This is a genomic window from Pseudomonas sp. S1(2024) (assembly GCF_046557535.1).
Map to the genome: position 1 here is coordinate 104,117 of NZ_JBKGFP010000037.1, position 25,990 is coordinate 130,106.

20 protein-coding genes and 1 pseudogene are annotated in these 25,990 nt (G+C 64.5%); 9 read left to right on the top strand and 12 right to left on the bottom strand.

The window, feature by feature from the left end; all coding sequences use genetic code 11:
- Window positions 1-29 precede the first annotated feature (29 nt).
- The 5 genes from mnmC (at window position 30) to ACLCGK_RS11010 (ending at window position 7,488) form a co-directional block, all read left to right on the top strand.
- Window positions 30-1,994 carry a bifunctional tRNA (5-methylaminomethyl-2-thiouridine)(34)-methyltransferase MnmD/FAD-dependent 5-carboxymethylaminomethyl-2-thiouridine(34) oxidoreductase MnmC gene (gene mnmC, locus ACLCGK_RS10990; protein ID WP_410951992.1) on the top strand — a complete coding sequence of 655 codons (1,965 nt, stop codon included), beginning with the start codon at window positions 30-32 and terminating at the stop codon, window positions 1,992-1,994.
- A 231-nt stretch (window positions 1,995-2,225) separates the two neighbouring features.
- Window positions 2,226-4,013, top strand: a complete 1,788-nt coding sequence (locus ACLCGK_RS10995; protein ID WP_410951993.1) for an N-acetylglutaminylglutamine amidotransferase — start codon at window positions 2,226-2,228, stop codon at window positions 4,011-4,013.
- A gap of 3 nt (window positions 4,014-4,016) precedes the next feature.
- Window positions 4,017-5,762 (top strand): N-acetylglutaminylglutamine synthetase, encoded by a 1,746-nt coding sequence (ngg, locus tag ACLCGK_RS11000; RefSeq protein WP_410951994.1) that lies wholly within the window; start codon window positions 4,017-4,019, stop codon window positions 5,760-5,762.
- A gap of 130 nt (window positions 5,763-5,892) precedes the next feature.
- On the top strand, window positions 5,893-7,077 hold the full coding sequence (locus ACLCGK_RS11005) for an osmoprotectant NAGGN system M42 family peptidase (protein ID WP_085617662.1): 1,185 nt from the start codon (window positions 5,893-5,895) through the stop codon (window positions 7,075-7,077).
- A 183-nt stretch (window positions 7,078-7,260) separates the two neighbouring features.
- A complete protein-coding gene (locus ACLCGK_RS11010; RefSeq protein WP_013971435.1) occupies window positions 7,261-7,488 on the top strand; it encodes a YheU family protein in 228 nt (75 codons plus the stop codon).
- A gap of 96 nt (window positions 7,489-7,584) precedes the next feature.
- Here the strand turns inward: ACLCGK_RS11010 and csrA are convergent, their stop codons facing one another.
- A complete protein-coding gene (gene csrA, locus ACLCGK_RS11015; protein ID WP_003259056.1) occupies window positions 7,585-7,773 on the bottom strand; it encodes a carbon storage regulator CsrA in 189 nt (62 codons plus the stop codon).
- Between the two features lie 126 nt (window positions 7,774-7,899).
- Complete coding sequence (locus tag ACLCGK_RS11020; RefSeq protein WP_410951995.1) at window positions 7,900-8,703, bottom strand: SDR family oxidoreductase; 804 nt, start codon at window positions 8,701-8,703, stop codon at window positions 7,900-7,902.
- A 158-nt stretch (window positions 8,704-8,861) separates the two neighbouring features.
- On the opposite strand from ACLCGK_RS11020, the gene ACLCGK_RS11025 reads away from it, so the two are divergent.
- Window positions 8,862-9,014 carry a DUF3309 family protein gene (locus ACLCGK_RS11025; protein WP_003252624.1) on the top strand — a complete coding sequence of 51 codons (153 nt, stop codon included), beginning with the start codon at window positions 8,862-8,864 and terminating at the stop codon, window positions 9,012-9,014.
- Window positions 9,015-9,125: 111 nt separating this feature from the next.
- Here the strand turns inward: ACLCGK_RS11025 and ACLCGK_RS11030 are convergent.
- The 9 genes and pseudogenes from ACLCGK_RS11030 to ACLCGK_RS11070 all read right to left on the bottom strand — a co-directional run.
- Window positions 9,126-12,200, bottom strand: a pseudogene (locus ACLCGK_RS11030) (transporter substrate-binding domain-containing protein); the annotation flags it as partial.
- A 3-nt stretch (window positions 12,201-12,203) separates the two neighbouring features.
- The gene (locus ACLCGK_RS11035) at window positions 12,204-12,830 is read right to left on the bottom strand and encodes a response regulator transcription factor (protein ID WP_096010053.1); all 627 of its coding nucleotides are present in this window, start codon (window positions 12,828-12,830) and stop codon (window positions 12,204-12,206) included.
- 39 nt (window positions 12,831-12,869) lie between these two features.
- Window positions 12,870-13,556, bottom strand: a complete 687-nt coding sequence (locus tag ACLCGK_RS11040) for a pilus assembly protein (RefSeq protein ID WP_096010084.1) — start codon at window positions 13,554-13,556, stop codon at window positions 12,870-12,872.
- A gap of 181 nt (window positions 13,557-13,737) precedes the next feature.
- Entirely contained in the window at window positions 13,738-14,955 is a 1,218-nt protein-coding gene (locus tag ACLCGK_RS11045) for a hypothetical protein (protein ID WP_410951996.1), read from the bottom strand.
- On the bottom strand, window positions 14,952-17,444 hold the full coding sequence (locus ACLCGK_RS11050; RefSeq protein WP_410951997.1) for a TcfC E-set like domain-containing protein: 2,493 nt from the start codon (window positions 17,442-17,444) through the stop codon (window positions 14,952-14,954). Before ACLCGK_RS11050 ends, ACLCGK_RS11045 begins: the two co-directional genes overlap by 4 nt.
- 99 nt (window positions 17,445-17,543) lie before the next feature.
- The gene (locus ACLCGK_RS11055; RefSeq protein ID WP_096010055.1) at window positions 17,544-18,020 is read right to left on the bottom strand and encodes a CS1 type fimbrial major subunit; all 477 of its coding nucleotides are present in this window, start codon (window positions 18,018-18,020) and stop codon (window positions 17,544-17,546) included.
- 217 nt (window positions 18,021-18,237) lie between these two features.
- Window positions 18,238-19,902, bottom strand: coding sequence for a cation acetate symporter (locus ACLCGK_RS11060; protein WP_013971432.1), 1,665 nt, complete (start codon window positions 19,900-19,902; stop codon window positions 18,238-18,240).
- Window positions 19,899-20,210, bottom strand: a complete 312-nt coding sequence (locus ACLCGK_RS11065; RefSeq protein ID WP_003260090.1) for a DUF485 domain-containing protein — start codon at window positions 20,208-20,210, stop codon at window positions 19,899-19,901. Before ACLCGK_RS11065 ends, ACLCGK_RS11060 begins: the two co-directional genes overlap by 4 nt.
- A gap of 242 nt (window positions 20,211-20,452) precedes the next feature.
- Entirely contained in the window at window positions 20,453-21,313 is an 861-nt protein-coding gene (locus tag ACLCGK_RS11070) for a glycine betaine ABC transporter substrate-binding protein (RefSeq protein ID WP_054573879.1), read from the bottom strand.
- Between the two features lie 197 nt (window positions 21,314-21,510).
- On the opposite strand from ACLCGK_RS11070, the gene ACLCGK_RS11075 reads away from it, so the two are divergent.
- Window positions 21,511-23,076: a beta (1-6) glucans synthase gene (locus ACLCGK_RS11075; RefSeq protein ID WP_410951998.1), complete on the top strand. Its 1,566-nt coding sequence runs from the start codon at window positions 21,511-21,513 to the stop codon at window positions 23,074-23,076.
- Between the two features lie 127 nt (window positions 23,077-23,203).
- Here ACLCGK_RS11075 and ACLCGK_RS11080 read toward each other — a convergent pair whose 3' ends face one another.
- A complete protein-coding gene (locus ACLCGK_RS11080) occupies window positions 23,204-23,572 on the bottom strand; it encodes a hypothetical protein (protein WP_274298021.1) in 369 nt (122 codons plus the stop codon).
- A gap of 190 nt (window positions 23,573-23,762) precedes the next feature.
- Here ACLCGK_RS11080 and ACLCGK_RS11085 point away from each other — a divergent pair, with 190 nt between their 5' ends.
- Window positions 23,763-25,061 (top strand): serine/threonine protein kinase, encoded by a 1,299-nt coding sequence (locus ACLCGK_RS11085; protein ID WP_410951999.1) that lies wholly within the window; start codon window positions 23,763-23,765, stop codon window positions 25,059-25,061.
- 73 nt (window positions 25,062-25,134) lie between these two features.
- Entirely contained in the window at window positions 25,135-25,878 is a 744-nt protein-coding gene (locus ACLCGK_RS11090; protein WP_043936071.1) for a VacJ family lipoprotein, read from the top strand.
- Window positions 25,879-25,990 lie beyond the last annotated feature (112 nt).

The window sequence follows — 25,990 nt, forward strand, 5'->3', positions numbered from 1 at the left end:
TCCGCCCATCCGCTGCAACCGAGCCAACCATGTCCACCCTCCTCCAGCACGCCCAGATCGACTGGGACGACCAGGGCCGCCCCCATTCGCGGCAATACGACGACGTCTATTTCGCAGTCAACGAAGGCATCGAAGAAACCAGGCACGTGTTTCTCGGGCAAACCCGTCTGGCCGAGCGCTTTGCCAACCTCGCCCCGCACGCCTGCGTGGTGATCGGCGAAACCGGGTTCGGCACCGGCATGAATTTCTACTGCGCCTGGCAACTGTTCGAGCAGCACGCCCATGCCGAGGCCCGCCTGCATTTCGTCAGCGTCGAAAAATACCCCCTCGGTCGCGACGATCTGGCCCGTGCCATACGCCTGTGGCCGGAACTGGCGGCCTACAGCCAGCCCCTGCTGGAGCAGTACGTGGCGGTGCACCCTGGCTTCCAGCAGTTCACCTTCGACAACGGCCGGGTCACCCTCACCCTGCTGATAGGCGACGTACTGGAGCAGCTGCCGCAACTCGATGCGCAGATCGATGTGTGGTTCCTCGACGGCTTCGCGCCGGCCAAGAACCCCGACATGTGGACCCCGGAGCTGTTCGCGCAACTGGCACGGCTGTCACACCCGGGCACGGTGCTAGGCACTTTCACCACCACCGGCTGGGTACGCCGCAGCCTGGTCGATGCCGGCTTCGCCATGAAGAAGGTGCCGGGCATCGGCAAGAAATGGGAAGTGATGAGCGGCGCCTATGTCGGCCCTGTGCCCAGCCCCGGTGCGCCATGGTATGCGCGCCCGGCTGCCGTTGCGGGGCCGCGTGAAGCGCTGGTGATAGGCGCCGGGCTCGCCGGCAGCACCACCACCGCCAGCCTGGCACGGCGTGGCTGGCAGGTTACCGTGCTGGAACGCCACGACACGCCAGCTCGGGAAGCTTCGGGTAACCCGCAAGGGGTGCTGTACCTCAAGCTGTCCGCCCATGGCACGGCGTTGTCGCAGATGATCCTCGCCGGTTTCGGCTACACCCGGCGCCAGCTGCAGCGCCTGCAACGTGGCCACGACTGGGATGCCTGCGGCGTGCTGCAACTGGCCTTCGACAGCAAGGAAGCCGAACGCCAGGGCAAACTGGCTGGGGCCTTCGAACATGGCCTGCTGCACTCGCTGGAACGTGCAGAAGCCGAAGCCATCGCAGGTGTGGCCTTGCCGGCTGGCGGGCTGTTCTATCCCGAAGGTGGCTGGGTGCACCCGCCGGCGCTGTGCCAGCAGCAGTTGCAGCACCCGGGTATTCGCCTGCTGACGCACCAGGAGGTGCTCGAGCTGCGCAAGGTCGACGGGCAGTGGCAAGCCTGGGCTGGCGAACGTTTGCTGGCCAGCGCGCCGGTGGTGGTGCTGGCCGGTGCCGCCGACATACTGCGCTTCGAACCATGCGCGCAGCTGCCGCTCAAGCGCATCCGCGGGCAGATCACCCGCCTGCCGGCCACCCCCAGCAGCCGCGCGCTGCGCACCGTGGTGTGTGCGGAAGGCTATGTAGCGCCGCCGCGCGGCGATGAACACACCTTGGGCGCGAGCTTCGACTTCCACAGCACAGACCTGGCGCCGACGGTAGCCGAGCACCAGGGCAACCTGGCATTGCTGGACGAGATTTCGGTCGACCTTGCCCAGCGCCTGGGCGCCGCCGAACTGGACCCCGGGCAGTTGCAGGGGCGTGCAGCGTTCCGTTGCACCAGCCCGGATTACCTGCCGATCGTCGGGCCGGTGGCGGATGCGCAGGCGTTCGCCCAGGCCTATGCAGTGCTGGGCCGGGATGCGCGGCAGGTGCCGGATGTGGCCTGCCCCTGGCTGGATGGGTTGTATGTGAACAGCGGGCACGGCTCGCGCGGGTTGATCACGGCGCCGTTGAGCGGCGAACTGGTGGCGGCGTGGGTATGCGGGGAACCGCTGCCGATGCCACGGGCGGTGGCGGAGGCGTGCCACCCGAATCGGTTTGCCTTGCGCAGGTTGATTCGCGGGAAGTGATCGGGCCGGGGGCTGCTGCGCAGCCCAATCGCCGGCATGCCAGCTCCTACAGGGACCGCGCAAGGCCCCAGGCCGGTGGTGAACCTGTGGGAGCGGGCGAGCCCGCGAAGGGCTGCGCAGCAGCCCCATATAACAGATCGATCTAAAACTCTCGCAAACCACATGGGTCAGTTCCTTAAGGTGCCCTAATCCGGGGCACCCCCTCCCCAACGGAAAAACCGGTAAGGACCTATGTGCGGATTAGCAGGAGAGTTGCGTTTTACACCCATCGACCAAGCCCCTCGCCCAGCCGACCTGGCTGCGGTAGAGCGCATAACCCACCACCTGGCGCCCCGCGGCCCGGATGCCTGGGGCTTCCATAGCCAAGGCCCGATCGCCCTCGGCCACCGGCGCCTGAAAATCATGGACCTGTCCGACGGCTCTGCCCAGCCGATGGTGGACAACACCCTGGGCCTGTCGCTGGCCTTCAACGGCGCCATCTACAACTTCCCCGAACTGCGCCAGGAGCTGCAGGCCCTGGGCTACAGTTTCTGGTCCGACGGCGACACCGAGGTGTTGCTGAAGGGCTACCACGCCTGGGGCGCGGCCCTGCTGCCCAAGCTCAATGGCATGTTCGCCCTGGCCATCTGGGAACGCGACAACCAGCGCCTGTTCCTCGCCCGCGACCGCCTGGGCGTAAAGCCCTTGTACCTGTCGCGCAACGGCGAGCGCCTGCGCTTCGCCTCGACCCTGCCAGCGCTGCTCAAAGGTGGTGACATCGACCCGATGCTCGACCCGGTGGCACTCAACCACTACCTGAATTTCCACGCCGTGGTGCCGGCGCCACGCACCCTGCTGGCCAACGTGCAAAAGCTGGAACCCGGTACCTGGATGCGCATCGATCGTCATGGCGAAGTGGAACGCCAGACCTGGTGGCAGCTGCACTACGGCGCCAACCCCGATGAACGTGAGCTGGACCTGGAAGGCTGGACCACCCGCGTGCTCGACGCCACCCGCGACGCCGTGGCCATTCGCCAACGGGCAGCAGTGGACGTAGGTGTACTGCTGTCTGGCGGGGTCGATTCCAGCCTGCTGGTCGGCCTGCTGCGCGAAGTGGGCGTGGATGACCTGTCGACCTTCTCCATCGGTTTCGAGGATGCCGGTGGCGAACGCGGCGACGAGTTCCAGTACTCCGACCTGATCGCCAAGCACTACGGCACCCGTCACCACCAGCTGCGCATTGCCGAGCACGAAATCATCGACCAGTTGCCAGCCGCCTTCCGCGCCATGAGCGAACCCATGGTCAGCCATGACTGCATCGCCTTCTACCTGCTGTCGCGGGAAGTGGCCAGGCACTGCAAGGGCGTGCAAAGCGGCCAGGGCGCCGACGAGCTGTTCGCCGGCTACCACTGGTACCCGCAGGTGGACGGCGCAGAGGATGCCTTTACCGCCTACCGCGAAGCCTTCTTCGATCGCAGCCACGCCGAGTACCGCGACACCGTGCAGGCACCCTGGCTGCTGGAAAGCGACGCAGCGGGCGACTTCGTCCGTGAACACTTCGCCCGCCCTGGCGCCCCCGATGCGGTAGACAAGGCGCTGCGCCTGGACAGCACGGTGATGCTGGTCGACGACCCGGTCAAACGGGTCGACAACATGACCATGGCCTGGGGCCTGGAGGCACGCACACCATTCCTCGACTACCGGCTGGTGGAGCTTTCGGCACGCATTCCGGCACGCTTCAAGCTGCCCGACGGCGGCAAGCAGGTGCTCAAGCAGGCGGCGCGGCGGGTGATCCCGCACGAGGTGATCGACCGCAAGAAGGGCTACTTCCCGGTGCCGGGCCTGAAGCATCTGGAAGGCGCCACCCTCGGCTGGGTACGTGAACTGCTGACCGACCCCAGCCAGGACCGCGGGCTGTTCAACCCGGCCATGCTCGACCGCCTGCTGAGCAACCCGCACGGCCAGCTGACACCGCTACGCGGCTCCAAGCTGTGGCAGCTGGCGGCGCTGAACCTGTGGCTGAGCGAACAAGGAATCTGACCGATGAAAGCCCATGAAATCGCTTACGGTCAGCGCCTGCTGCGCGGCCAGGCGCCGTCCTACGAGCGCCTGCAGGCGCGCCTGGCCGGCGACGGCAGCCAGCCCCACAACCAGCCGCGCGCAGTACATTGCGGCTGGGGCCGGCTGCTGATCGGCCACACCTACCCCAACCCGGCCGACCTGGCCGCCGACCTGCTGGAAGAACGCCCCGGCGAGCGCGATATCGCCCTGTACGTGGCCGCGCCGCAGCAGCTGCTGGCCCAGGCCCCGCAGCAACTGTTCCTCGACCCGTCCGACACCCTGCGCCTGTGGTTCACCGACTACCGCCCGGCGCAGCGGGTGTTCCGCGGCTTTCGCGTGCGCCGGGCGCAGAACCCGGGCGACTGGCAGGCGATCAACACCCTGTACCAGGCGCGCGGCATGTTGCCGGTGGACGCCGAGCTGCTTACGCCTCTGCACTTGGGCGGCCCGGCGTACTGGCTGGCCGAGGACGAAGACAGCGGCGCGGTAATCGGCAGTGTCATGGGCCTGAACCACGCCAAGGCGTTCGACGACCCCGAGCACGGCAGCAGCCTCTGGTGCCTGGCGGTAGACCCGCACTGCACCCGCCCCGGCGTGGGCGAGGTGCTGGTGCGCCATCTGATCGAACACTTCATGAGCCGCGGCCTGGCCTACCTGGACCTGTCGGTGCTGCACGACAACCGCCAGGCCAAGCGCCTTTACCAGAAGCTGGGTTTTCGCAACCTGCCGACCTTCGCGGTCAAGCGCAAGAACGGCATCAACGAACAGCTGTTTCTGGGGCCGGGGCCTCAAGCCGACCTCAACCCCTACGCACGCATCATCGTCGACGAAGCGCTGCGTCGAGGCATTGAGGTACAAGTGGACGATGCCGCTGGCGGCCTGTTCACCCTCAGCCTGGGCGGGCGCCGCATTCGCTGCCGTGAGTCGCTCAGCGACCTGACCAGCGCCGTGACCATGACCCTGTGTCAGGACAAGCGCCTTACCCAACATGCCTTGCACAATGCCGGGCTGCAGGTGCCGGCGCAGCAGCTGGCCGGCAATGCCGACGACAACCTGGCGTTTCTCGAAGAGCATGGCGCGGTGGTGGTCAAGCCGGTCGATGGCGAGCAAGGCCAGGGAGTGGCGGTGAACCTCACCTGCATCGACGACATCACCCAAGCCGTGGCGCATGCCCGCCAGTTCGACAGCCGCGTGTTGCTGGAAAGCTTCCATGCCGGGCATGACCTGCGCATCGTGGTGATCGGCTACGAAGTGGTGGCGGCAGCCATCCGTCACCCAGCGCAAGTGCTGGGCGATGGCAAGCACAGCATCCGCGAGCTGATCGATGCCCAGAGCCGTCGGCGCCAGGCCGCAACCGGTGGCGAAAGCCGCATTCCACTGGATGACGAAACCGAGCGCACCCTGCGCGCGGCGGGCTTTGGCTACGACGACGTGTTGCCCGCCGGCCAGCGCCTGGCCGTGCGACGCACCGCCAACCTGCACACCGGCGGCACCCTGGAAGACGTGACCGAACGCCTGCACCCGGTGCTGGCCGACGCCGCCGTGCGCGCTGCACGGGCGCTGGAGATCCCGGTGGTGGGGCTGGACTTCATGGTGCGTGATGCCGGGCAACCGGAGTACGTGATCATCGAGGCCAACGAGCGTGCCGGCTTGGCCAACCATGAACCGCAACCGACCGCCGAGCGTTTTATCGATCTGCTGTTTCCGCATAGCCGGCCTTTGGCGTAAAGGCTGATGGCCTCTTCGCGGGCTCGCCCGCTCCCACAGGTCCAGCACAGCCCTCGAGACTTGTGGGGTTCCTGTAGGAGCGGGCGTGCCCGCGACGAGGCCGGCACAGGAGTAAAGGAGTCCCCCAACCATGTCCGACCGACATCCCGAACCCGATCTCGACTACCTCAAGCGCGTGCTGCTGGAGATGCTCGCCATCCCCAGCCCCACCGGTTTCACCGACACCATCGTGCGCTACGTGGCCGAGCGCCTGGACGAACTGGGCATCCCTTTCGAGCTGACCCGCCGCGGCACCATCCGCGCCACCCTGAAGGGCCGCCAGACCTCGCCCGACCGCGCCGTGTCCGCTCACCTGGACACCATCGGCGCCAGCGTGCGCCAGTTGCAGGACAACGGCCGCCTGGCCCTGGCGCCGGTCGGTTGCTGGTCCAGCCGCTTCGCCGAAGGCAGCCGGGTCAGCGTGTTCACCGATACCGGCGTATACCGGGGCAGCGTGCTGCCGCTGATGGCCAGCGGGCATGCCTTCAACACCGCCATCGACCAGATGCCGGTCAGCTGGGAGCACGTTGAGGTACGCCTGGACGCCTACTGCGCCACCCGCGCCGACTGCGAGGCGCTGGGTGTAAGCATCGGTGATTTCGTTGCCTTCGACCCGCTGCCCGAATTCACCGAAAGCGGCCACATCAGCGCCCGCCACCTGGACGACAAGGCCGGCGTGGCAGCGCTGCTGGCGGCGCTGAAAGCCGTGGTGGAAAGCGGCCGCCAACCGTTGATCGACTGCCACCCGCTGTTCACCATCACCGAAGAGACCGGCTCGGGAGCGGCTGGCGCCCTGCCCTGGGACGTCAGCGAGTTCGTCGGCATCGACATCGCCCCGGTGGCGCCCGGGCAGGCCTCCAGCGAACATGCAGTGAGCGTGGCCATGCAGGACTCGTCGGGGCCTTACGACTACCACCTGTCCCGGCACCTGCTGAAACTGGCCGGCGACCACGACCTGCCGGTGCGGCGCGATCTGTTCCGCTACTACTTCAGCGATGCCCATTCGGCAGTGACGGCGGGGCACGATATTCGTACCGCGCTGGTAGCCTTTGGTTGCGATGCCACCCATGGCTACGAGCGAACACACATCGACAGCCTGGCGGCGTTGAGCCGCTTGTTGTCGGCGTACCTGCTGAGCCCGCCGGTGTTTGCCAGTGATTCGCAGCCGGCCAATGCGTCGTTGGAGCGCTTCAGCCACCAGCTGGAACATGATGCACAGATGGAAAGCGATACGCGGGTGCCGGCGGTGGATAGCCTGGTTGGCAACAAGGGCTGAGGGCCCTGGGGGCTGCTTTGCAGCCCAATCGCCGGCAAGCCAGCTCCCACAGGATCACCACAGGCCCAGGCTTTGTGCTGTCCCTGTGGGAGCTGGCTTGCCGGCGAGTGGGCCGCAACGCGAGCTCAAAGACCCGAATGTTTCGCGTAGCATGCCCCCACCAACACCTAGGCAACGCCCACCATGCTGATCCCCTACGACCAACTGCAAGCCGAAACCCTGACCCGCCTGATCGAGGACTTCGTCACCCGTGACGGTACCGACAACGGCGACGACACCCCGCTGGAAACCCGCGTGCTGCGGGTGCGCCAGGCATTGGCCAAGGGCCAGGCGTTCATCCTGTTCGACCCGGAAAGCCAGCAGTGCCAGTTGCTGGCCAAGCATGATGTGCCCCGCGAGCTGCTCGACTAACAGGTCTGACCTCTTCGCGGGCTCGCCCGCTCCCACAGGAATTTCACAAGTCTTGAGGGCGGTGCAGTGCCCGCGAAGAGGCCGGCACAGGCAACATCAAACCCTGCGGGCCTTGGCCTGCTGCCCTTCCTTGATGCGCTTGTACACCTCGGCCCGATGCACCGGTACCTGCCGCGGTGCATCCACGCCAAAGCGCACCATCCCGTCCCGCGTTTCCACGACCATGATCCGAATGTCATCACCAATCACGATGATCTCTCCCACTTCGCGCCCTATTACTAGCATGCTCCGTTCCTCCAGCGAAAGGGAAAACCGGAGCCTGCCTTGACAGCATAGGGCTACTCAATAGTTCTACCGTGATTCAGAAGCACCCTACATCTGCCGGTAACTTTCCTTACAGACGAATCATCGCTACTGAGCCTTGGCCCGCATTTTCACCGCCATCTCAGCCATCTCGTCATACAGCCGCTCAGGTGCCTGACGCTTCAGTTTCCAGGCCTGGCGCCCGGCCTCATGGGGCAGGATGAGGAACTCACCAGCGGCAACCTGCCGGTGGATGTATTCGGCGATGTCCGCCGCATTGATCGGCGAGCCTTCAAGCAGCTTGCCAACCTGGGCTTTCATCGCCGGGTTCGGCCCGCGGAACGAGTCCAGCAGGTTGGTCTGGAAGAAAGACGGGCACACCACGTGCACCGCCACTTCCAGTTCGCGTAGCTCGACCAGCAGGCTTTCCGACAGGGCCAGTACGCCGGCCTTGGCCACGTTGTAGTTGCTCATGCCCGGCCCCTGCATCAGCGCAGCCATCGAGGCGATGTTGATGATTCGCCCCTTGCTGCGCTCCAGCAGCGGCAGAAAGGCCTTGCAGCCCTTGACCACGCCCATCAGGTTGACCGCGATCTGCCAGTCCCAGTCCTCCAGCGACAGTTCAGCGAAGAACCCGCCCGAAGCAACGCCGGCGTTATTGACGATCACATCGATACCACCGAACTGCTCGGTGCAGGCCTGGGCCAGGGCGGTGAGCTGGCTGTAGTCGCGCACGTCGCAACGCTGGGCAAAGCCATCGCCACCGGCTGCGCGGGCCAGCTCCAGGGTTTCGCGCAGGCCGGCTTCGTTGACATCGGCCAGCGCCAGGCGCCAGCCCTCGCGCGCCCAGCGCAGGGCGATCTCGCGACCGAGGCCGGACCCGGCGCCGGTGATCATGATGCGGTTTTGCATGGTGGCTGGCCTTGTTCTGCTGACTGGTGAAAGGAGTCTAAACAAGGGGCCGGTACAGGCAGCACACAAATGGAATCTTTGACACTCACCACCAGTCCTTATTTACAAGAGGCCAGCAGTCCGAGGCCCTTGACCCTCAACCACGCAAGGACTCCGTCATGACCACGATCCTCATCATCATCCTGATCCTTCTGCTGATTGGTGGCTTACCGGTCTTCCCGCACTCGCGCAGCTGGGGCTATGGCCCGTCCGGCATCATCGGCGTGGTGCTGGTGATCCTGTTGGTGTTGTTGTTGCTCGGCATGATATGACCCCACCACGCCCTGCCCGGCCTGGCGCACCAGCTGCCGTTCGAGGCGCCGCATGGCGTCGCCCATGGCACGTACCGCCAGGCCGAGCGCAGCGCGCTCCACCGGCTGGGCGTGGCAACACCGTTCGACCTGCTCGCACAGGGCAACCAGGGCACCGGCGCGGACAATGCGTGCGCCGCCCTTTACCCGATGGGCCAGGCCGGCGATGGCCTCTGGCGCATCGCCGAGGCTTTCCAGGCGCTGCAGGTCCTCACGATTGCTGGCGCGCAGATCGCCCAGCAGCGCCTTCAGCGCAGCTTCGTCGTTGCCCACCAGGTGCCTCAGGTGCTGCAGGTCGAGCAGGCTGCTGCCGTCATCGGGTTCCGGCACTGGCCGTGCGCTGATCAGGGCCTGGGTCAGGCTGTCGAGGTCCAGGGGCTTGAACAGGCAATCATCCATCCCCGCCTCGCAGCTGCGCCTGCGATCGACCTCCTGGGCGCTGGCGGTCAGGCCGATCAACCGGCAACGCGGGCGCCCGCTGCGGCGCTCGTGCTCGCGGATGGCTCGGGCCAGTCCGTCGCCATCCAGCCTCGGCATGTTGCAGTCACTGATGACCACATCGAAATGCTCCTTCAACCACAGGCGCAAGGCCTGTGCGCCATCTTCCGCCACCCGGGCCTGGTGGCCGAGATAATCCAGCTGCTGCGCCAACAGCAGCCGGTTGGCCGGATAGTCGTCCACCACCAATACCCGCAGCCGCGCGCCTGGTTCGACATCCGGCAAGGAGGATGTGCCAGGTGGCGCTCCCGCGCTCGGCAACAACGGTAACTTGAGCTCCACCTGCACCTCGGTGCCCTCCCCTAGCGTGCTGCGCAGCTGTAACTTGCCGCCCATCAACTGGCACAAGCTGCGACTGATGTTCAAACCCAGGCCCGTGCTGGCACGTGGCGACTGGCGCTGGTTGCTGGCCTGCCTGAACGGCTCGCCGAGTGCCGCCAGCTCGCTGGCGGCGATGCCCACGCCACTGTCCTTGACCCGCAGCACGATATCGAGCTGCCCGTCTACCGGAGCCGCCTGCAGGCTGACCACGATGCGCCCGCGCTGGGTGAACTTGATCGCGTTGCTCAGCAGATTGGCCAGCACCTGCTTGAAACGCAGGGGGTCGAGCATGACCTCGGCTCCCACTGCCCCACTCAGCTGCATCTGCAACTCCAGGCCTTTGCCACGGGCCAGTTGCTCGAACAGTTGCACCACCCGCCCGACCAGCTCGCTCACGCGTACCCGTTGTGGCGAAAGCTGCAGATGGCCCGTTTCGATGCGGGTGATGTCGAGTATGTCGCCAATCAGCTCTTTCAACCCGCGCGCCGCCTCGGTAGCCACCTCTATGGCCAGGCGATCAAGCACACCTTGCGCGGCCTTGCGCTGGGCCAGCTCGAGCATGCCCAGCACCGCATGCAACGGCGTGCGGATCTCGTGGCTGATGGTGGCGAGAAATTCGGTCTTGGCCTGGTTGGCCGCATCTGCCGCACGCTTGGCCCGCCGCAACCGTACCTGCAACCGGCCCAGGTAGCGAATCCACAGCAAGGCCATCAGCAGCAGGCACAGGGCAATGCCAAAGCCGATCAGGATTTTGCCGCGCAAGCGCGGCCATGCGCCGTCGGGGACGATCATCGGGTTGCGCCAGCGGCGCACCAGCGCATTGGTCTCGTGCGGCGCAAGGCTGAGCAACGCGCTGTCGATGATGCCCAGCAGCTCGCTGGCACCCCGGGCCCCGGCGAGGGCGAAGTGCGCTGGCGGCAGGGCCAGGCTGGCACTGACCTGCAACTGCCCGGGGTACCAGCGGGCGACCAGTGGCCGGGCGTCGTCAAGGGTCAGCAAGGCCGCGTCCACCCGGCCATCGGCAACCGCGTGCAGGGCCTCCAGCGGGCCGTGCAGCAAGTGCTGGCGCACCTGCGGATATAGTTCCCGCAGCAGTTCGACCATTGCACTGCCCCAGACCAGCGCCACCTGCCGCCCGGCCAGTTGCTCGAGGCTGGCCGGCGCCTGGGCGCCCGTGCGGCTGACCAATACCCGCGAAGCACTGAGGTAGGCACGGCTGAAATCCAGTCGCTGCGTCAGGCTGTCGCTGTAGGGCAGCCCGGCAATCAGCTGCGCCTTGCCCTGGGTTACCTGGCCGATCATTTGCTCCACGCCCGCCCCTGACTGCACGTCGAACTCAAGGCCGGTACGCCGGGTGATCAGTTGCAGCACATCGAGGGTGAGGCCGCGCAACTGGCCCTTGCTGTCGCGATAGCTCAGCGGCAGCACTTGCTCGTCCACCAACACCCGCACCTTCGGGTTGGCAGCCAGCCAGCGCTGCTGAGCCTCGCTCAAGTGCACCGCCTGGCGCGAACGCGCGCCGCTCGCCAGCGGGCTCCAGCGCGCCTGTATGCGTGCACGCTGGTTCGCGCTGATACCCGCCAGCACAGTGTCCACCAGCCGCGGCAGGGGCGTACCGTTGTCGAGCATGGCAAAGCCGATGCCCTGGCGCGGCAGGTCCGCATGGCCGATTTCCTCCACACCGCTGAATGGGCTGCGCCCCTGTACGTAACGTGCGACCAGTGCATTTCCCAGGTACAGGTCGGCCTGGCCGAGGGCCAGCGCGGCAAGGGCACTGAACGCGGTGGGGTGTACCTGAAGGTTGGCCTGCGGGTAGTACTGGCTGACCTGCTCCGCTGTTCGGTAGCCATCCACCATTACCAGCCGCAGCCGCTCGGTGCCCTCGATGTCGACCTTGCGCTCCTGGGCCAACAGCAAGGGGTGGTCCTCGGCGTAGGGTGACGACAGGTGCAAGCCGGCCTGCTGCGCCTGCTGAGTGGTGACCGAACCGAGCATGTCGACCCTGCCCTCGTGCAACGCTGCGACCGCCGCCTCGAACGAGTCGAACACCTGTACCTGCATGTCCAGGTGCAGATGTTCGGCCACCAGCCCCGCGTAGTCGGCCGTGATCCCCTCGTAGGCACGCCCGTTGCCGAGCACATCCAGCGGCGGCTGGTCGCTGCCCAGCACCCCAAGGCGCAACACCCGTTGCTGCCACAGCCAGCGCAGGTCACTGCCGGCCGGCTCCGCACGTGGCCCCTCGAAGGTAGCGCGGCCATGGAATACGGGCACAGCCAGGCCCGGCAGGGGAAATACACAGCACAACAACAGCAGCCAGATTGCACGCACGGTTCAGATCAGCTGGTTGCGACGAGCGAAATCCGCCATGTCGATAAGCGAGTTCAGGCGCAATTTTTCCAGCAGGCGCCCCTTGTAGGTGCTGACGGTCTTGTTGCTCAGCAGCATGGCCTCGCCGACTGCCTTGTTGCTCAGGCCACGGGCCAGGTGCTGCAGGATCATCAGCTCGCGGTCGCTGAGGCTGGCGATGCGCTGGGCGTCGGTGGCATGCAGTTCGTGGCTGTGCACCGAACTCATGACCACGTCGGGGAAATAGGTAAACCCGGACAGCACCGCACGTACCGCCTTGTTCAGCTCGCCCAGGTCGTTGGTCTTGGAGACGAAACCGGCAGCCCCGGCCTGCATGCAACGCAGGGAATACGCCTCTGCCAGGTGCGAGGTCAGCACCAGGGTCTTGACCGGGCGTTCGAGGCGCTTGACCCGGGCGATCACCTCCATGCCGTCGAGCCCGGGCAGGCTGATGTCGAGGATGATGATATCGGGGGCCAGCTCGCGCGCCATGCGCACCGCATCGATGCCGTTGTCGGTCTGGCCGATGACCTGCAGGCGCTCCTGGCGCAACAGCATGCACACCGTGGAGCGGATGAAGGGGTGGTCGTCGACGACCAGTGCTCTATGCATCGCCCACCTCGCCTGGCTGATACGCTGCAGCAGCGGGGCTCATCCTTCCAGCACCATGGCCTTGCGCTCGCTCCCTTCCTGCAGCTCGAACTGGTGCACCTTGGCGGCCTGGCCTTCGAACTTGCGGGTGCGCCCGGGTAGCAGATGGTGCTTGGTGGCCGGCTCGCAAACCTGATCCTGGGCCTGGCATTGGCGGAAGTGGTCGAGCACCACGGTGGCGTTACCCTGGTTGGTCACGGTCAACGCGCCAGCCTGACGACGGATCGGCGTTTCATAGCGGGTCTGGTCGGGGCGCACGAACAGCAGCGTGCCGTAGCCGGCCAGCAGGTTGACGCCGGCCTTGAGGCTGTCGCGGTACTGCTCGGCTTCGGCTTCGCTGACGGCAAAGCCGTCGCCCAGCTCCGGCAACACCGGGATGAAACGCAGGCGGTAGTAGCGCTCCTTGTCACGCTCGCCGCGGTACAACAGGCGTACTGCCTGCATACCACGCGCCGGCACGATCAGCCGTGCCGGGCTGACCACCAGGCCCCGCTGCTCCAGGGCCAGGCCGTCGAGGGGCACTTCGCGAGGGGCGGCGCTGCCGTCATACACCAGCTCGACCACGCTGACCTTGACGAAGGCAGTGGAATCACCGCCATTGCGTACGCGCTTGAGCAAGGTGCTCTTGCCCTCCTCCAGGTAATCGTAGAGCCCGCCGACGTTCAGCTCCGGCGCTGCATGGGCCATGCACGGCAACAGCGCCAAAGCCAGGCAGAAATAGCGAAGTGGTTTCACGACAGAGTCCTCATAGCAGAAAGCCCTTGATAGCCAATCAGCATCAATGGATCGATTGTGGTCTTTTGCTCGCACGCAAAATGCAGGAAATTTCCCTATCGCTTGAGGAAACTTCCTAAAGACAAGCTTCCGGTCATAGTTCTGCGTCAAACACCACCGTCACCAGGCCCTCATAGCGGCTGCCGGGGTGGCCCAGCATGGCCTTGACATCTTCTGGGCCCACCGTGAAATGCAACTGCCCGGGGCGGTTGAGTACCGGTGTCACCGATTCGAACGCCAATGCCGCGGCACGGCCGGTGGGCAGTTCCAGCCTCTGTACCGGCTTGCCCTGGTGCTGAATGCCCCCCGGCAGGCTCAAGGCAATGGCGACTGGCACGCTATGGTTGTCGCTACTGCGGATGGCGCATCCACTGCCCTGGTATTGCTGGCAAAGCTTGTAGACCTTGAACGGGCCTGTGGACCAGAGCCGAAACGGAACATCCCGCTGTAACCGCTGGGGCGCGCCCCGGCCTCCCAGCCAGGCACTCCACCCACCTGGCGGCTCCAGCACGGCCCGGTCTGACCCAGGGGGAAACTCGAAGACGAAGGCATGCTGCACATCGAGTTCAAAGTTCAATGTGAGGCTATTGCCATTGATAGCGCTGACACCATTGCCGAAGTCGAAATCGCCACCTGGCCCGATGCTGTAGGTCAGGCTACCGGTATAAAAGCCGGGCTTCATTCGACTGGGTTCGGGCATGGTCAGCCGATACGCGATGCCCATGTTGCTGACCGAAGTCTTGACCGTATACCCAGTCGACATCGCATCATGAATGGAGTAGCAACCGGCGGGTGACTTCGGGTCGCGTACCAGCCACAGGTAATGCGTGGCATAAGGGCGGCTGGCATAGCCGAATGTCTGCCGATACGAACAGCCTCCCCTGACGTTGTAGGTCCACACAGGATTGACGCGTAATTCGGGCGTGCCCTGAACCTGTTGACTGACGCCAAGAAACTCGAAGTTCAGGCGATGGGACTCTCCGGTAGTACTGTTGAACACGTCCACCGTCCGGGCTGAAGGCAACTGAACGTAGAAATGGTCACGTACATCGCCGCTGTTCTTGATTGTCGTGCGGTCGTAGGTGATGGGAAGCTGCATGGCACGCATTTCCCGGCAGTCTGCAGACCAGCGCTGGCAGTAGGCCGCCAGCGGGGTGGTGTTCTCGAAGCGTCCCGAAGCATCCCCAAGGTACTCGGCGCTGACGAGCGCTTCCAGGGCGACAGCCTCTCGCCCGGCAGCGGCCAGGCCAAGCAACAGCCATAACCCCCAGGACAGTCGGGACGCCCCTCTGTTGTTCAGGCACTCGCTCAACCCTTGTCCTCCATTTGTACCGACCCGATCCGAGCGATATTGCCCGGCTCACAAGCCAGGTCGCCTGCCAGCAATACATCGCCCTCGCGTTCGAGTTGCGTCAGCGCCAGTTCAAGCAGGCACAGCGCCTGCCCTCCCTTGCGCACCTCCAGCGTCGGCGTTGACTCACTCATTTCCACGGCAAAATGCCCTCCAGCTTCACTGACGCCACGACTGGCGTGATTGAGCACCTGCGCGCCCTGCATCGGCTGGCCATGGCGGTCAAGCAGGCGCCCCAGCACAGTCACCGTGCGCATCACCCGCAACTTGCGATAACCCACGCCTCCGCGGTTGAGGTGGTAGTCGAAGCTGGTCGGCTGGATCACCGCCGCCGCTTCGTTATCGCCGTCGAGATCGAACTGCACGTAGCCGGATTTGTAGGCCCCCACCGGGATCAGGTTGCGACCGGGGTGCAGCGTGGCACTCAGCCCGTACTGGTCGTCGGCACGCAGGGCCAGGCCGTCGATGTCGCTCTCGACATCGACGATCAGCCCGGCATCGTGGGGCAGGTACTGGCCGGTCATGGCCAGCTTGCCCTCGCCCACGGCAACGATGCTCTGCAGGTTGAGGCCGGCGCTGATCTCACCGTTGTAGGACGAACTCTGCGCATAGGCGTCGCCATACAGCACCTCGTTCTGGAACTGGGCATCGCCACCGAAACCGGCGCCATAACGGTCCGCCGTCACGGTACCGCCAAGGCTGCGCACAACACCCAGGTCGACGTCGCGCTGGTAGGACAACGAGGCATTCTGGTCACGCCCGCCATCATGGGAGGTGCGGCTGCCGATGCTGGCGGCAATGCGCTCGCCGGGGCCACCCAGGCTCATGCTCACGGTCAGGTTGACGCCACGGCTGCGCGTGTCGCCGCTGCTGCGGGTGCCGGGGCGGTCGAACAGACTCAGGCGCCAGTTGGCGTCGGAACCCAGCAACTTGCCGTAGTACGACCAGCCCAGGTCGATGCCGACGCCGTCGGCTGCGCCCGAGCTGTGGGCCAGCCGAATGGTGGCAGTACTGCGGTTGTTCAGGCGGTGGGTCAACAACATGGAGGTCTGGCTCTGTTCCTCGTAGCGCACGAATTGGCTGTGGGTCGGGCGCCTGACGGTTTCCAGCCAGGAACGGCTGTGGCTGAACACCAGCGAGCCCAGATCATGGTTGTGGATCACCTGCAGGTCGTAGCCATTGCCCTGGTCTTCGGTGCGGTAGAGGTTGCCGTAGAACTTGAGGCGGTCGAGCACGTCCCAGTCCAGCGAGGTGCCGTACTGCATGGCTTCGTCCACCTGCTGCACGGACAGACCGAGGATTGCCCGCGGGTGCAGCAGGTAGTTGGCAATGACACCGGCGCTGAGGCTGTCGGCATGGTCTTCGTCCCAGTTGCTGAGCAGGCTGGCCTGCTGGCCGAGGTACAGGTTGTAGCGCCAGCGGCTGTCGGGGTTGCGCCAGCTGTTGGGCTTGTAGACGAACTCTTCGGTGCGGGCGGTTTCCTGGCCATCTTCCAGCAGGCGCACTTCGACCTGATAGATGCCGCCTGGCAACACCCGGGTATCCAGGGTCTGCAAGCCAGGCTGCACCGGCTGGCTGTTGATCAGCGAGCCATTGCGGTAGATCTCCACCACGCCGGGGCGGTTGGGGGTGACGTAGATTGGCGTCGAACTGGGCTGGCCATTGTCGATCAGCAGGCTGTCGCTGCTGCCGAACATCAGGCCAAGCGTGGTATCGGGGCTCTGCCCGAGCAGCCGCGGCTGTCGGGTCAGGCCCTGCACGCCCGGGGTGAAGTAGCCCAGGCGAAAGAAATGTTCATCGTGCAGGCGCTCGGCGTACAGCTGGCTGACCCGGTGGCGGGTCTGCTGGTTGCTCGCACTGCCACGGTCGAACTGGGCATCGCCCAGGGTAGTCCAGTTGCCCAGGCTGCCCTGGCCTGCCAGAGAAAACAGGCCACTGGTATCGCGGCCATCGCTGACCAGGTTGAGCTGGTTGCGCAGCAGCAGCCCGCCGCCCTGGTCGGGCAAGGCATGGTAGCGCGGTGCGTCGCCGGCCAGCTCGGCGGCATGGGTAAGCAAGGAAAGCTGCGAGTTGACCAGGCTGTAGTGGATAGCGCGCAAGCCATCCGGGCAGTCGCGCTTGCAGTCGCCCAGGGGGCGGCCCGATGCCAGGCGCTCCTGCCAGCGGCGGCGCAGGGTTTCTGGCTCGCGGCTGTCGAAATGGTCGGTGAACTCCAGCAGTTGCACGCGCTCGTCGCGGCTGAGCACCACCATGGCATCGCCCAGGTAGCGGCCATCCAGATCCACCCGCACCGCCAGCGGCACGTCGAAAAAGTGCTCTTCAAACTCCCGTGGCAGCCCCTGGGCCTGGCTGACCACGCCCATCGCATTCTCAGAAGCCAGGGCAGCGACCGGGAGCACGGCAAAGCATGCGGTCAGCAGCAAAGTCTTTGTAGTTGAGGAAAAGGCCATGACCCTGTCTGCAAGCAAGACGCCGCCTTCACCCCCGGCGCGACCCAAGGGGTGAAGATGAGCAACAACGGATGAAGGGATAAGAAACGTAAGGACGAATCAGGGCGCGGCGGTTTCGAACATCATGCTGACCAGGCCCTGGTAGTTGCCTGGCTTGTAGCCACCGGCCGGAACCTGCGCGGCAACTTCGAAGTCGACGATGGCACCCGGCGCAGCCTCGGTCTCGGTGAGGATTTCTGCAGCGCTGGTGGTGAGAATGGTGGTGCCGATCTTCACGTCCAGGTCGATGGCGTCGAGGCCACTGCTGACCACGGCCGGCGACAGCAGGTGGGCAGTGATCGGGCCGATGGTGCTCTTGGCCTGCAGCTGCTTGCGAACGGGGGTCAGGTTGCCTTGAAACGAGTTCCAGGCCATCTCTTGCGGGTCGTTCATCCAGTTGCCGCCGACGGGTTCGACGTAGAAGTTGGCGGTGGGCACGGTGGCAGTGATGAGCACCTGTTTCTCGATCGGGTCACCGGCCATGGCCTGGCCGGCAACGAGTGCAACGAAGGGAAGTGCCAGCATGAATGCTTTCACGAATAGATCTCCTGGAAACCTGTAGACATAAGCTTTTGATTGAGAGTCAATCAGGCAAAGCGCCGTTGACAGGTTGGATTATTCGCACTTACCCACAAGGAAAATACGGGAACCCTCCGAGCGAATTGTTGAAATTTCCCAACGACATCCCGCCTGGTGTGCCGGACAGCAAAACGCCCCGGCAAGCGGGGCGTTTTGCTGAAGCGTCAGTGCCGGATCAGTGGGATACCGCCCCGCTGGCGCCCAGGCCAGTCTGCGAACGCACGAACTGCGGGAAGAACAGCGCACGTTCGTCTTCGGCAGCCTTGGACTTGTCGGTGACCGAGAAGAACCAGATACCGACGAAGGCGATCAGCATCGAGAACAGAGCCGGGTACTCGTACGGGTAGATCGGCTTCTCGTGGCCGAGGATCTGCACCCAGATGGTCGGGCCGAGGATCATCAGCGTCACCGCGCTCACCAGGCCCAGCCAGCCGCCGATCATGGCACCGCGGGTGGTCAGCTTCTTCCAGTACATCGAGAGCAGCAGTACCGGGAAGTTGCAGCTGGCCGCGATGGAGAACGCCAGGCCGACCATGAAGGCGATGTTCTGCTTCTCGAACAGGATACCCAGGCCGATCGCCAGTACGCCCAGGGCGACGGTGGTGATCTTCGACACGCGGATCTCGTCCTTGTCGTTGGCCTTGCCCTTGCGCCATACACTGGCGTACAGGTCGTGGGACACCGCTGAGGCACCGGCCAGGGTCAGGCCGGCGACCACCGCCAGGATGGTGGCGAAGGCAACAGCCGAGATGAAGCCGAGGAACACGCTGCCACCCACTGCGTTGGCCAGGTGCACCGCTGCCATATTGTTGCCACCCAGCAGGGCGCCAGCGGCGTCCTTGAAGTCCGGGTTGGTGCTGACCAGCAGGATGGCGCCAAAGCCGATAATGAAGGTGAGGATGTAGAAGTAACCGATGAAGCCGGTGGCGTACAGCACGCTCTTGCGCGCTTCCTTGGCGTCACTGACGGTGAAGAAGCGCATCAGGATGTGCGGCAGGCCGGCGGTACCGAACATCAACGCCAGGCCCAGCGAGAATGCCGAGATCGGGTCCTTGACCAGGCCGCCCGGGCTCATGATCGCCTCGCCCTTGGCGTGCACCTTGATTGCCTCGGAGAACAGGGTGTTGAAGTCGAAGCCCACGTGCTTCATCACCATCAGCGCCATGAAGCTGGCACCGGACAGCAGCAACACGGCCTTGATGATCTGTACCCAGGTAGTGGCCAGCATGCCGCCGAACAGTACATACAGGCACATCAGGATACCCACCAGGATCACCGCCACGTGGTAGTCCAGGCCGAACAGCAGCTCGATCAGCTTGCCGGCACCGACCATCTGCGCGATCAGGTAGAACGCCACCACCACCAGCGAACCGGAGGCCGACAGGGTGCGGATTTCCTTCTGCCCGAGGCGGTACGAGGCCACGTCGGCGAAGGTGTACTTGCCCAGGTTGCGCAGGCGTTCGGCGATCAGGAAGAGGATGATCGGCCAGCCGACCAGGAAGCCGATCGAATAGATCAAGCCATCGTAGCCAGAGGTGAACACAAGTGCAGAAATACCCAGGAACGAGGCGGCCGACATGTAGTCACCGGCAATCGCCAGGCCGTTCTGGAAGCCGGTGATCTTGCCACCGGCGGCGTAGTAGTCCGACGCCGACTTGTTGCGCTTGGAGGCCCAGTAGGTGATACCGAGGGTGAAGGCGACGAAGGCCACGAACATGGCGATCGCGGAGACGTTCAGCGGTTGCTTCTGCACCTCGCCGGTCAGGGCATCGGCGGCCCACACGGCGGGTGCGAAGGCTCCGCAGGCCAGTACGGCCAGGGCTTTGGCGTGGCGAATCATTGTTGCGCCTCCTTCAGGATGGCCTTGTTCAGCTCATCGAATTCGCCGTTGGCGCGGCGTACGTAGATGGCGGTCAGGACGAATGCCGAGACGATCAGGCCGACGCCCAGGGGAATACCCCAGGTAATCGACGACTCAGGGCTGAGCTTGGTGCCCAGGATCTGAGGACCGTAGGCGATCAGGAGGATGAAGGCGCAGTACAGGCCGAGCATGATCGCCGAGAGAATCCAGGCGAACCGTTCGCGTTTGGTGACCAGCTCCTTGAAGCGGGGGCTGTTTTGTATCGAGAGGTAAATGCTGTCGTTCATTGTTTTTGTCCTAGCAGCACAGATAGGGGTGGAACCCACGACCCTTACTTTATGCGGCTATCGGACGCCAACCAGACGACCTTAGTCTTAGATGCAACGGTGTTTTACCGGTTGCGTAACAAAGTGATGGCCCATTCGCGGGCACGCCCGCTCCCACAGGGGCATCACCAGCCCGGAAGGCAGTGATATCCCTGTAGGAGCGGGTTCACCCGCGAAGCAGCAAAACTGGCCCTGACAGGTTGTTATTTGCCAGTCCACTCCTTCACGCGATCAGGGTGCTTGGCCACCCAGTCCTTGGCCGCCGCTTCAGGCTTGGCGCCTTCCTGGATAGCCAGCATCACTTCGCCAATCTCGTCCTTCGACTGCCAGTTGAACTTCTTCAGGAACTCCGCCACTTCCGGTGCCTTGGTGGCCAGTTCCTTGCTGCCGATGCTGTTCACGGTTTCCGCGGCGCCATACACGCCTTTCGGGTCTTCGAGGAACTTCAGCTTCCACTTGGCGAACATCCAGTGCGGTACCCAGCCGGTCACCGCAATCGACTGCTGCTTGGCATAGGCACGGCCCAGTTCTGCTGTCATCGCCGCGCCGGAACTGGCCTGCAGCTTGTAACCGGTCAGGTCGTAGTCCTTGATTGCCTGGTCGGTCTTGAGCATTACGCCGGAGCCGGCGTCGATGCCGACGATCTTCTGCTTGAAGGTGTCATCGGTCTTGAGGTCGGCGATGCTCACCGCCTTGACGTACTCAGGGACGATCAGGCCAATCTTGGCGTCCTTGAAGTTCGGGCCGTAGTCGACCACGTTGTCCTTGTTCTTGGCCCAGTACTCGCCATGGGTTACCGGCAACCAGGCCGACAACATGGCATCGAGCTTGCCGGTGGCCACGCCCTGCCACATGATCCCGGTGGCAACGGCCTGCAACTTCACGTCGTAGCCGAGTTTCTGCTTGATCACTTCGGCAGCCACGTTGGTGGTCGCCACGCTGTCAGCCCAACCATCCACGTAACCAATGCTGACTTCTTTGGCCATTGCCTGTGCCGCGCCCATGGCCAGTACCATGGCAGTACCCACACCCAGGAAACGTCGCATTTTTGTATTAGCAGCCATCAAAGCATCCCCTCGTCAGGTCTCGGAATTTGCATCATGGTCCTGCAACAATAGTCGACCTGCTCCAGCTACGACCTATATCCGCCCCATATGCGACAGCACTATGCCATTAGCGCCATCGGCCTATGCCGCCCTGCGCGATCCTTGCATGCCAAAAGTTTGGCGCCGGGCTACTATCTACCCTTTTGCGCCTGACGATGGACCGCCCGATGCCCAGTTCTACCCGCCTGCTGCTGCCGTTGTACCTGCTTGCCTGCCTGCTCGCCCTGCTCGGGCTCGGAGGGCTCTGGTACGGGCTTGGCAAGCCGGTGCAACTGCCGGACGCGGCCAGCCCGACGCACAAGCTGCAATGCGCCTCGTATACCCCGTTCGACAAGGACCAGTCGCCCTACGACCAGCCTTTGCGCCTGCGCCCGGCCCGCATGGATGCCGACCTGGCGTTGCTGGCCGAGCGTTTCCAGTGCATCCGTACCTATTCCCAGACCGGTCTTGAGGCAATCCCGGCGCTGGCACGCAAGCATGGCCTGAAAGTGATGCTGGGTGCCTGGGTCAACGCCCACCCGGCCGACACCGAGAAAGAAATCGAGCTACTGATCGCCGCCGCCAATGCCAACCCCGACGTGGTCAGTGCGGTGATCGTCGGCAACGAGACGCTGCTGCGCAAGGAGGTGACCGGCGCACACCTGGCCACGCTGATCGCACGGGTGAAAAGCCAGGTCAAGGTGCCGGTAACCTACGCCGATGTGTGGGAATTCTGGTTGCAGCACCCGCAGGTAGCGCCTGCGGTGGACTTCCTGACTATTCACTTGCTGCCTTACTGGGAAGACGACCCGCGGGGCATCGACGAAGCCCTGGCCCACGTCGCCGATGTGCGCCGGGTGTTCGGCACGCGTTTCGCGCCGAAGGACATTCTGATCGGCGAAACCGGCTGGCCCAGCGAAGGCCGCCAGCGCGAAACCGCACAGCCCAGCCGGGTCAACGAGGCGCGCTTCATTCGCGGGTTCGTGGCCATGGCCGAAAGCAACGGCTGGCACTACAACCTGATCGAGGCGTTCGACCAGCCATGGAAGCGCGCCAATGAAGGGGCGGTTGGTGGTTACTGGGGGCTTTACGATGCCGACCGGCAGGACAAGGGCATACTCGAAGGGCCGGTGAGCAACCTGCCTTACTGGCCGCAGTGGTTGCTGGCCAGTGCCGTGCTGACGGTGGTGATGCTGATGCTTGCCGGGCGCCCCGCCACCCCGGCGGCAGCCATGCTGCTGCCGTTGCTGGCAGCGTTTGGGGCAGGCTGCCTGGGGCTTTGGGGCGAGCTGATGCGCACCCATGCGCGTTTTGCCGGGGAGTGGCTGTGGGCGGTGCTGCTGGCAGGACTGAACCTGCAGGTGCTGGCCCATGCCGTGCTGGCCCTGGCACGGCGCGCGGGCTGGCGCGAGCGCCTGTACGCCTGGTTGCAGGCGCGGGCCGGCTGGCTGTTGCTGGCGGCGGGTTTTGCCGCGGCGGTGAGCATGCTGGCGATGGTGTTCGACCCACGCTACCGCAGCTTCCCCAGCGCGGCGTTGGCGTTGCCGGCGCTGGTGTTTGCAGTGTGGCCGGTGCGGGCGCGGCGTGCGGAGGTGGCGTTACTGGCGTTCATCGTCGGTGCCGGGGTGGCGCCGCAGTTGTTTGTGGAAGGGTTGGAGAACCAACAGGCCTGGGGGTGGGCAGTGGTCAGTGTGCTGATGACCGCAGCCTTGTGGCGGAGCTTGCGGCTGCGCCCGGCCTGATATCCTTGGGACCGCTTCGCGCTCCATCGCAGGCAAGCCAGCTCCCACAGGAGTTATGCTGCCTATGAAATCGGCGCGGTCCCTGTGGGAACTGGCTTGCCTGCGATGGGCCGCAAAGCGGCCCCTTTCAGCCTTGATCCGGCGACCTGACCAACCGCAACCCCGCCAGCACCAGCGCGAACACGGCAATGCTGGCGGTATACAGCACCAGTGCCGGCACCGCGAACACCAACGCCACCACCGCCAGCCACCAGCCGCCACGGCCGGCAACGACCTGCGCCAGCAGCGCCAGCGCCAGCCCGCTCCAGGCCATCACCTGATGATGAATGCCCAACCCCAGCAACGACCGCACCTCACACTGCCAGTACGCCGCCGGCGCCGTGCACAGCCCCACCCACTGCCCGTCCTCCATCAGCCCATAGCGCACACCATAACTGGCAGCAAGCCAGAGCCCCAGAAACAGCACAAGCAGCGCAGCCGGCAGCGAACGAGACATCCAGCTCTCCAATAGCGGTAATCGAAAGCATCCATGATCGCTTATGCCCAGTTGTAAGGCAAAATCACCTCCCTGCAGCTATGTTGCAGATAACAAGCACACCAAAGACCACCGCACCTGGCAACTTTGCCCGGCCCGTTGTGGTCCTAGCCTGCACACTGCTCGACCTTGCGTTCTTTTGGGGGATTACATGCTTCGATCTTTGCGCCTCGCTGCCTTGCTCGGTGGCCTGCTCATGGCTGTGGCCGCTTCGGCGCGGGATATCGACGCCGCGAGCTATGGTTTTCCCTTGACCAACCCGTTCGAGGCAACCATCGCCACCACGCCACCGGACCAGCGCCCCACCCTGCCCGAAGATGACGAAATCAACCAGTCCGACTACAGCCTCAACCTGCGCCCGGACCGTGAATTCACTCTGCCGGACAATTTCTGGGCGGTGAAAAAGCTCAAGTACCGCCTGGCCCGCCAGGACCGCGAGGCGCCGCTGATCTTCATCATCGCCGGCACCGGTGCGCCCTACACCAGCAGCATCAACGAATACCTGAAGAAGCTGTTCTACCAGGCCGGCTTCCACGTGGTGCAGCTGTCGTCGCCAACCAGTTACGACTTCATGAGCGCCGCCTCGCGCTTCGCCACCCCAGGCGTCAGCCAGGAGGATGCCGAAGACATGTACCGGGTGATGCAGGCCGTGCGCGCCCAGCACCCGCGCCTGCCGATCAGCGAGTTCTACCTCACCGGCTACAGCCTGGGCGCACTCGACGCTGCCTTTGTCAGCCACCTGGACGAAACCCGCCGCAGCTTCAACTTCAAGCGCGTACTGCTGCTGAACCCGCCGGTCAACCTGTACACCTCGATCAACAACCTGGACAAACTGGTGCAGACCCAGGTCAAGGGCATCGACCGCAGCACCACCTTCTACGAACTGATGTTGGCCAAGCTGACCCGCTACTTCCAGGACAAGGGCTACATCGACCTCAATGAGGCCTTGCTGTACGACTTCCAGCAGTCGCGCCAGCACCTGTCCAACGAGCAGATGGCCATGCTGATCGGCACCTCGTTCCGCTTCTCGGCGGCCGACATTGCGTTCACCTCGGACCTTATCAACCGCCGCGGCCTGATCATTCCGCCGAAGTTCCCGATCACCGAGGGCAGCAGCCTCACGCCATTCTTCAAGCGTGCCCTGCAGTGCGACTTCGACTGCTACATGACCGAGCAGGTCATCCCCATGTGGCGCGCCCGGACCGACGGCAACAGCATCCTGCAACTGGTCAACCAGGTCAGCCTGTATGCACTTGAAGACTACCTGAGCAGCAGCGACAAGATCGCCGTGATGCACAACGCCGACGACGTCATCCTCGGCCCTGGTGACATCGGCTTCCTGCGCAAGGTGTTCGGTGAGCGTCTGACCCTTTACCCCCATGGCGGCCATTGCGGCAACCTCAATTACCGCGTCAACAGTGACGCCATGCTGGAGTTCTTCCGTGGTTAACAAACTCCTCTTCGCCACTGCCCTGTTCGCCGCCGGCCACGCCCTGGCTGCCGAAACCGCCCCCCGGGCCAGCGTGGTCGAGGCCGACCCGCAAGTCACCGAAGCGCCACTGGCGCCCGAGACCGATGGTTTCCTCGACCCGCTGCGTGAGCTGAAATTCAACCCGGGGCTGGACCAGCGCGAGTTCGAGCGCTCCACCCTGCAAGCGCTGAACGTGTACGACCCGCTGGAGTCGATCAACCGGCGCGTCTATCACTTCAACTACCGTCTGGACCAATGGGTGCTGCTGCCGATGGTAAGCGGCTACCAGTACGTCACCCCGCGCTTCGTGCGCACCGGGGTGACCAACTTCTTCAACAACCTGGGCGACGTGCCGAACCTGTTCAACAGCGTGTTGCAGCTCAAGGCCAAGCGCTCGGCCGAGATCACCGCGCGGCTCATGTTCAACACCATCATCGGCGTGGGTGGGCTTTGGGACCCGGCCACCAAGATGGGCCTGCCGCGGCAAAGTGAAGACTTTGGCCAGACCTTGGGCTTCTATGGCGTACCGGACGGGCCGTACCTGATGCTGCCGGTGCTGGGGCCTTCGAACCTGCGCGATACCACCGGGCTGGTGGTGGACTATGCAGGCGAACAGGCGATCAACTACCTGAACGTGGCCGAAGCCAGCAGCGACCACCCGGAAATCTCCGTGCTGCGCGTGGTGGACAAGCGCTACAGCACCAAATTCCGCTATGGCCAGCTCAACTCGCCGTTCGAGTACGAGAAGGTGCGGTACGTGTATACCCAGGCGCGCAAGTTGCAGATAGCCGAGTAGGCCGATCCGGCCCTATCGCCGGCAACCTCAAATCCCCAGGAACTGGCAAAGCTCCCGCTTCTTGGCCAAGGCATCCTTTCGCCCCAGCTCTATCAGCTCGCTGCAGTAACTG

Excerpts from the sequence above, each read along its gene's own strand:
- mnmC (WP_410951992.1), top strand. The coding sequence starts at position 30 with ATGTCCACCCTCCTCCAGCACGCCCAGATCGACTGGGACGACCAGGGC.
- ACLCGK_RS10995 (WP_410951993.1), top strand. The coding sequence starts at position 2,226 with ATGTGCGGATTAGCAGGAGAGTTGCGTTTTACACCCATCGACCAAGCC.
- ngg (WP_410951994.1), top strand. The coding sequence starts at position 4,017 with ATGAAAGCCCATGAAATCGCTTACGGTCAGCGCCTGCTGCGCGGCCAG.
- ACLCGK_RS11005 (WP_085617662.1), top strand. The coding sequence starts at position 5,893 with ATGTCCGACCGACATCCCGAACCCGATCTCGACTACCTCAAGCGCGTG.
- ACLCGK_RS11010 (WP_013971435.1), top strand. The coding sequence starts at position 7,261 with ATGCTGATCCCCTACGACCAACTGCAAGCCGAAACCCTGACCCGCCTG.
- csrA (WP_003259056.1), bottom strand. The coding sequence starts at position 7,773 with ATGCTAGTAATAGGGCGCGAAGTGGGAGAGATCATCGTGATTGGTGAT.
- ACLCGK_RS11020 (WP_410951995.1), bottom strand. The coding sequence starts at position 8,703 with ATGCAAAACCGCATCATGATCACCGGCGCCGGGTCCGGCCTCGGTCGC.
- ACLCGK_RS11025 (WP_003252624.1), top strand. The coding sequence starts at position 8,862 with ATGACCACGATCCTCATCATCATCCTGATCCTTCTGCTGATTGGTGGC.
- ACLCGK_RS11035 (WP_096010053.1), bottom strand. The coding sequence starts at position 12,830 with ATGCATAGAGCACTGGTCGTCGACGACCACCCCTTCATCCGCTCCACG.
- ACLCGK_RS11040 (WP_096010084.1), bottom strand. The coding sequence starts at position 13,556 with ATGGCCCATGCAGCGCCGGAGCTGAACGTCGGCGGGCTCTACGATTAC.
- ACLCGK_RS11050 (WP_410951997.1), bottom strand. The coding sequence starts at position 17,444 with ATGGCCTTTTCCTCAACTACAAAGACTTTGCTGCTGACCGCATGCTTT.
- ACLCGK_RS11060 (WP_013971432.1), bottom strand. The coding sequence starts at position 19,902 with ATGATTCGCCACGCCAAAGCCCTGGCCGTACTGGCCTGCGGAGCCTTC.
- ACLCGK_RS11065 (WP_003260090.1), bottom strand. The coding sequence starts at position 20,210 with ATGAACGACAGCATTTACCTCTCGATACAAAACAGCCCCCGCTTCAAG.
- ACLCGK_RS11070 (WP_054573879.1), bottom strand. The coding sequence starts at position 21,313 with ATGGCTGCTAATACAAAAATGCGACGTTTCCTGGGTGTGGGTACTGCC.
- ACLCGK_RS11075 (WP_410951998.1), top strand. The coding sequence starts at position 21,511 with ATGGACCGCCCGATGCCCAGTTCTACCCGCCTGCTGCTGCCGTTGTAC.
- ACLCGK_RS11080 (WP_274298021.1), bottom strand. The coding sequence starts at position 23,572 with ATGTCTCGTTCGCTGCCGGCTGCGCTGCTTGTGCTGTTTCTGGGGCTC.
- ACLCGK_RS11085 (WP_410951999.1), top strand. The coding sequence starts at position 23,763 with ATGCTTCGATCTTTGCGCCTCGCTGCCTTGCTCGGTGGCCTGCTCATG.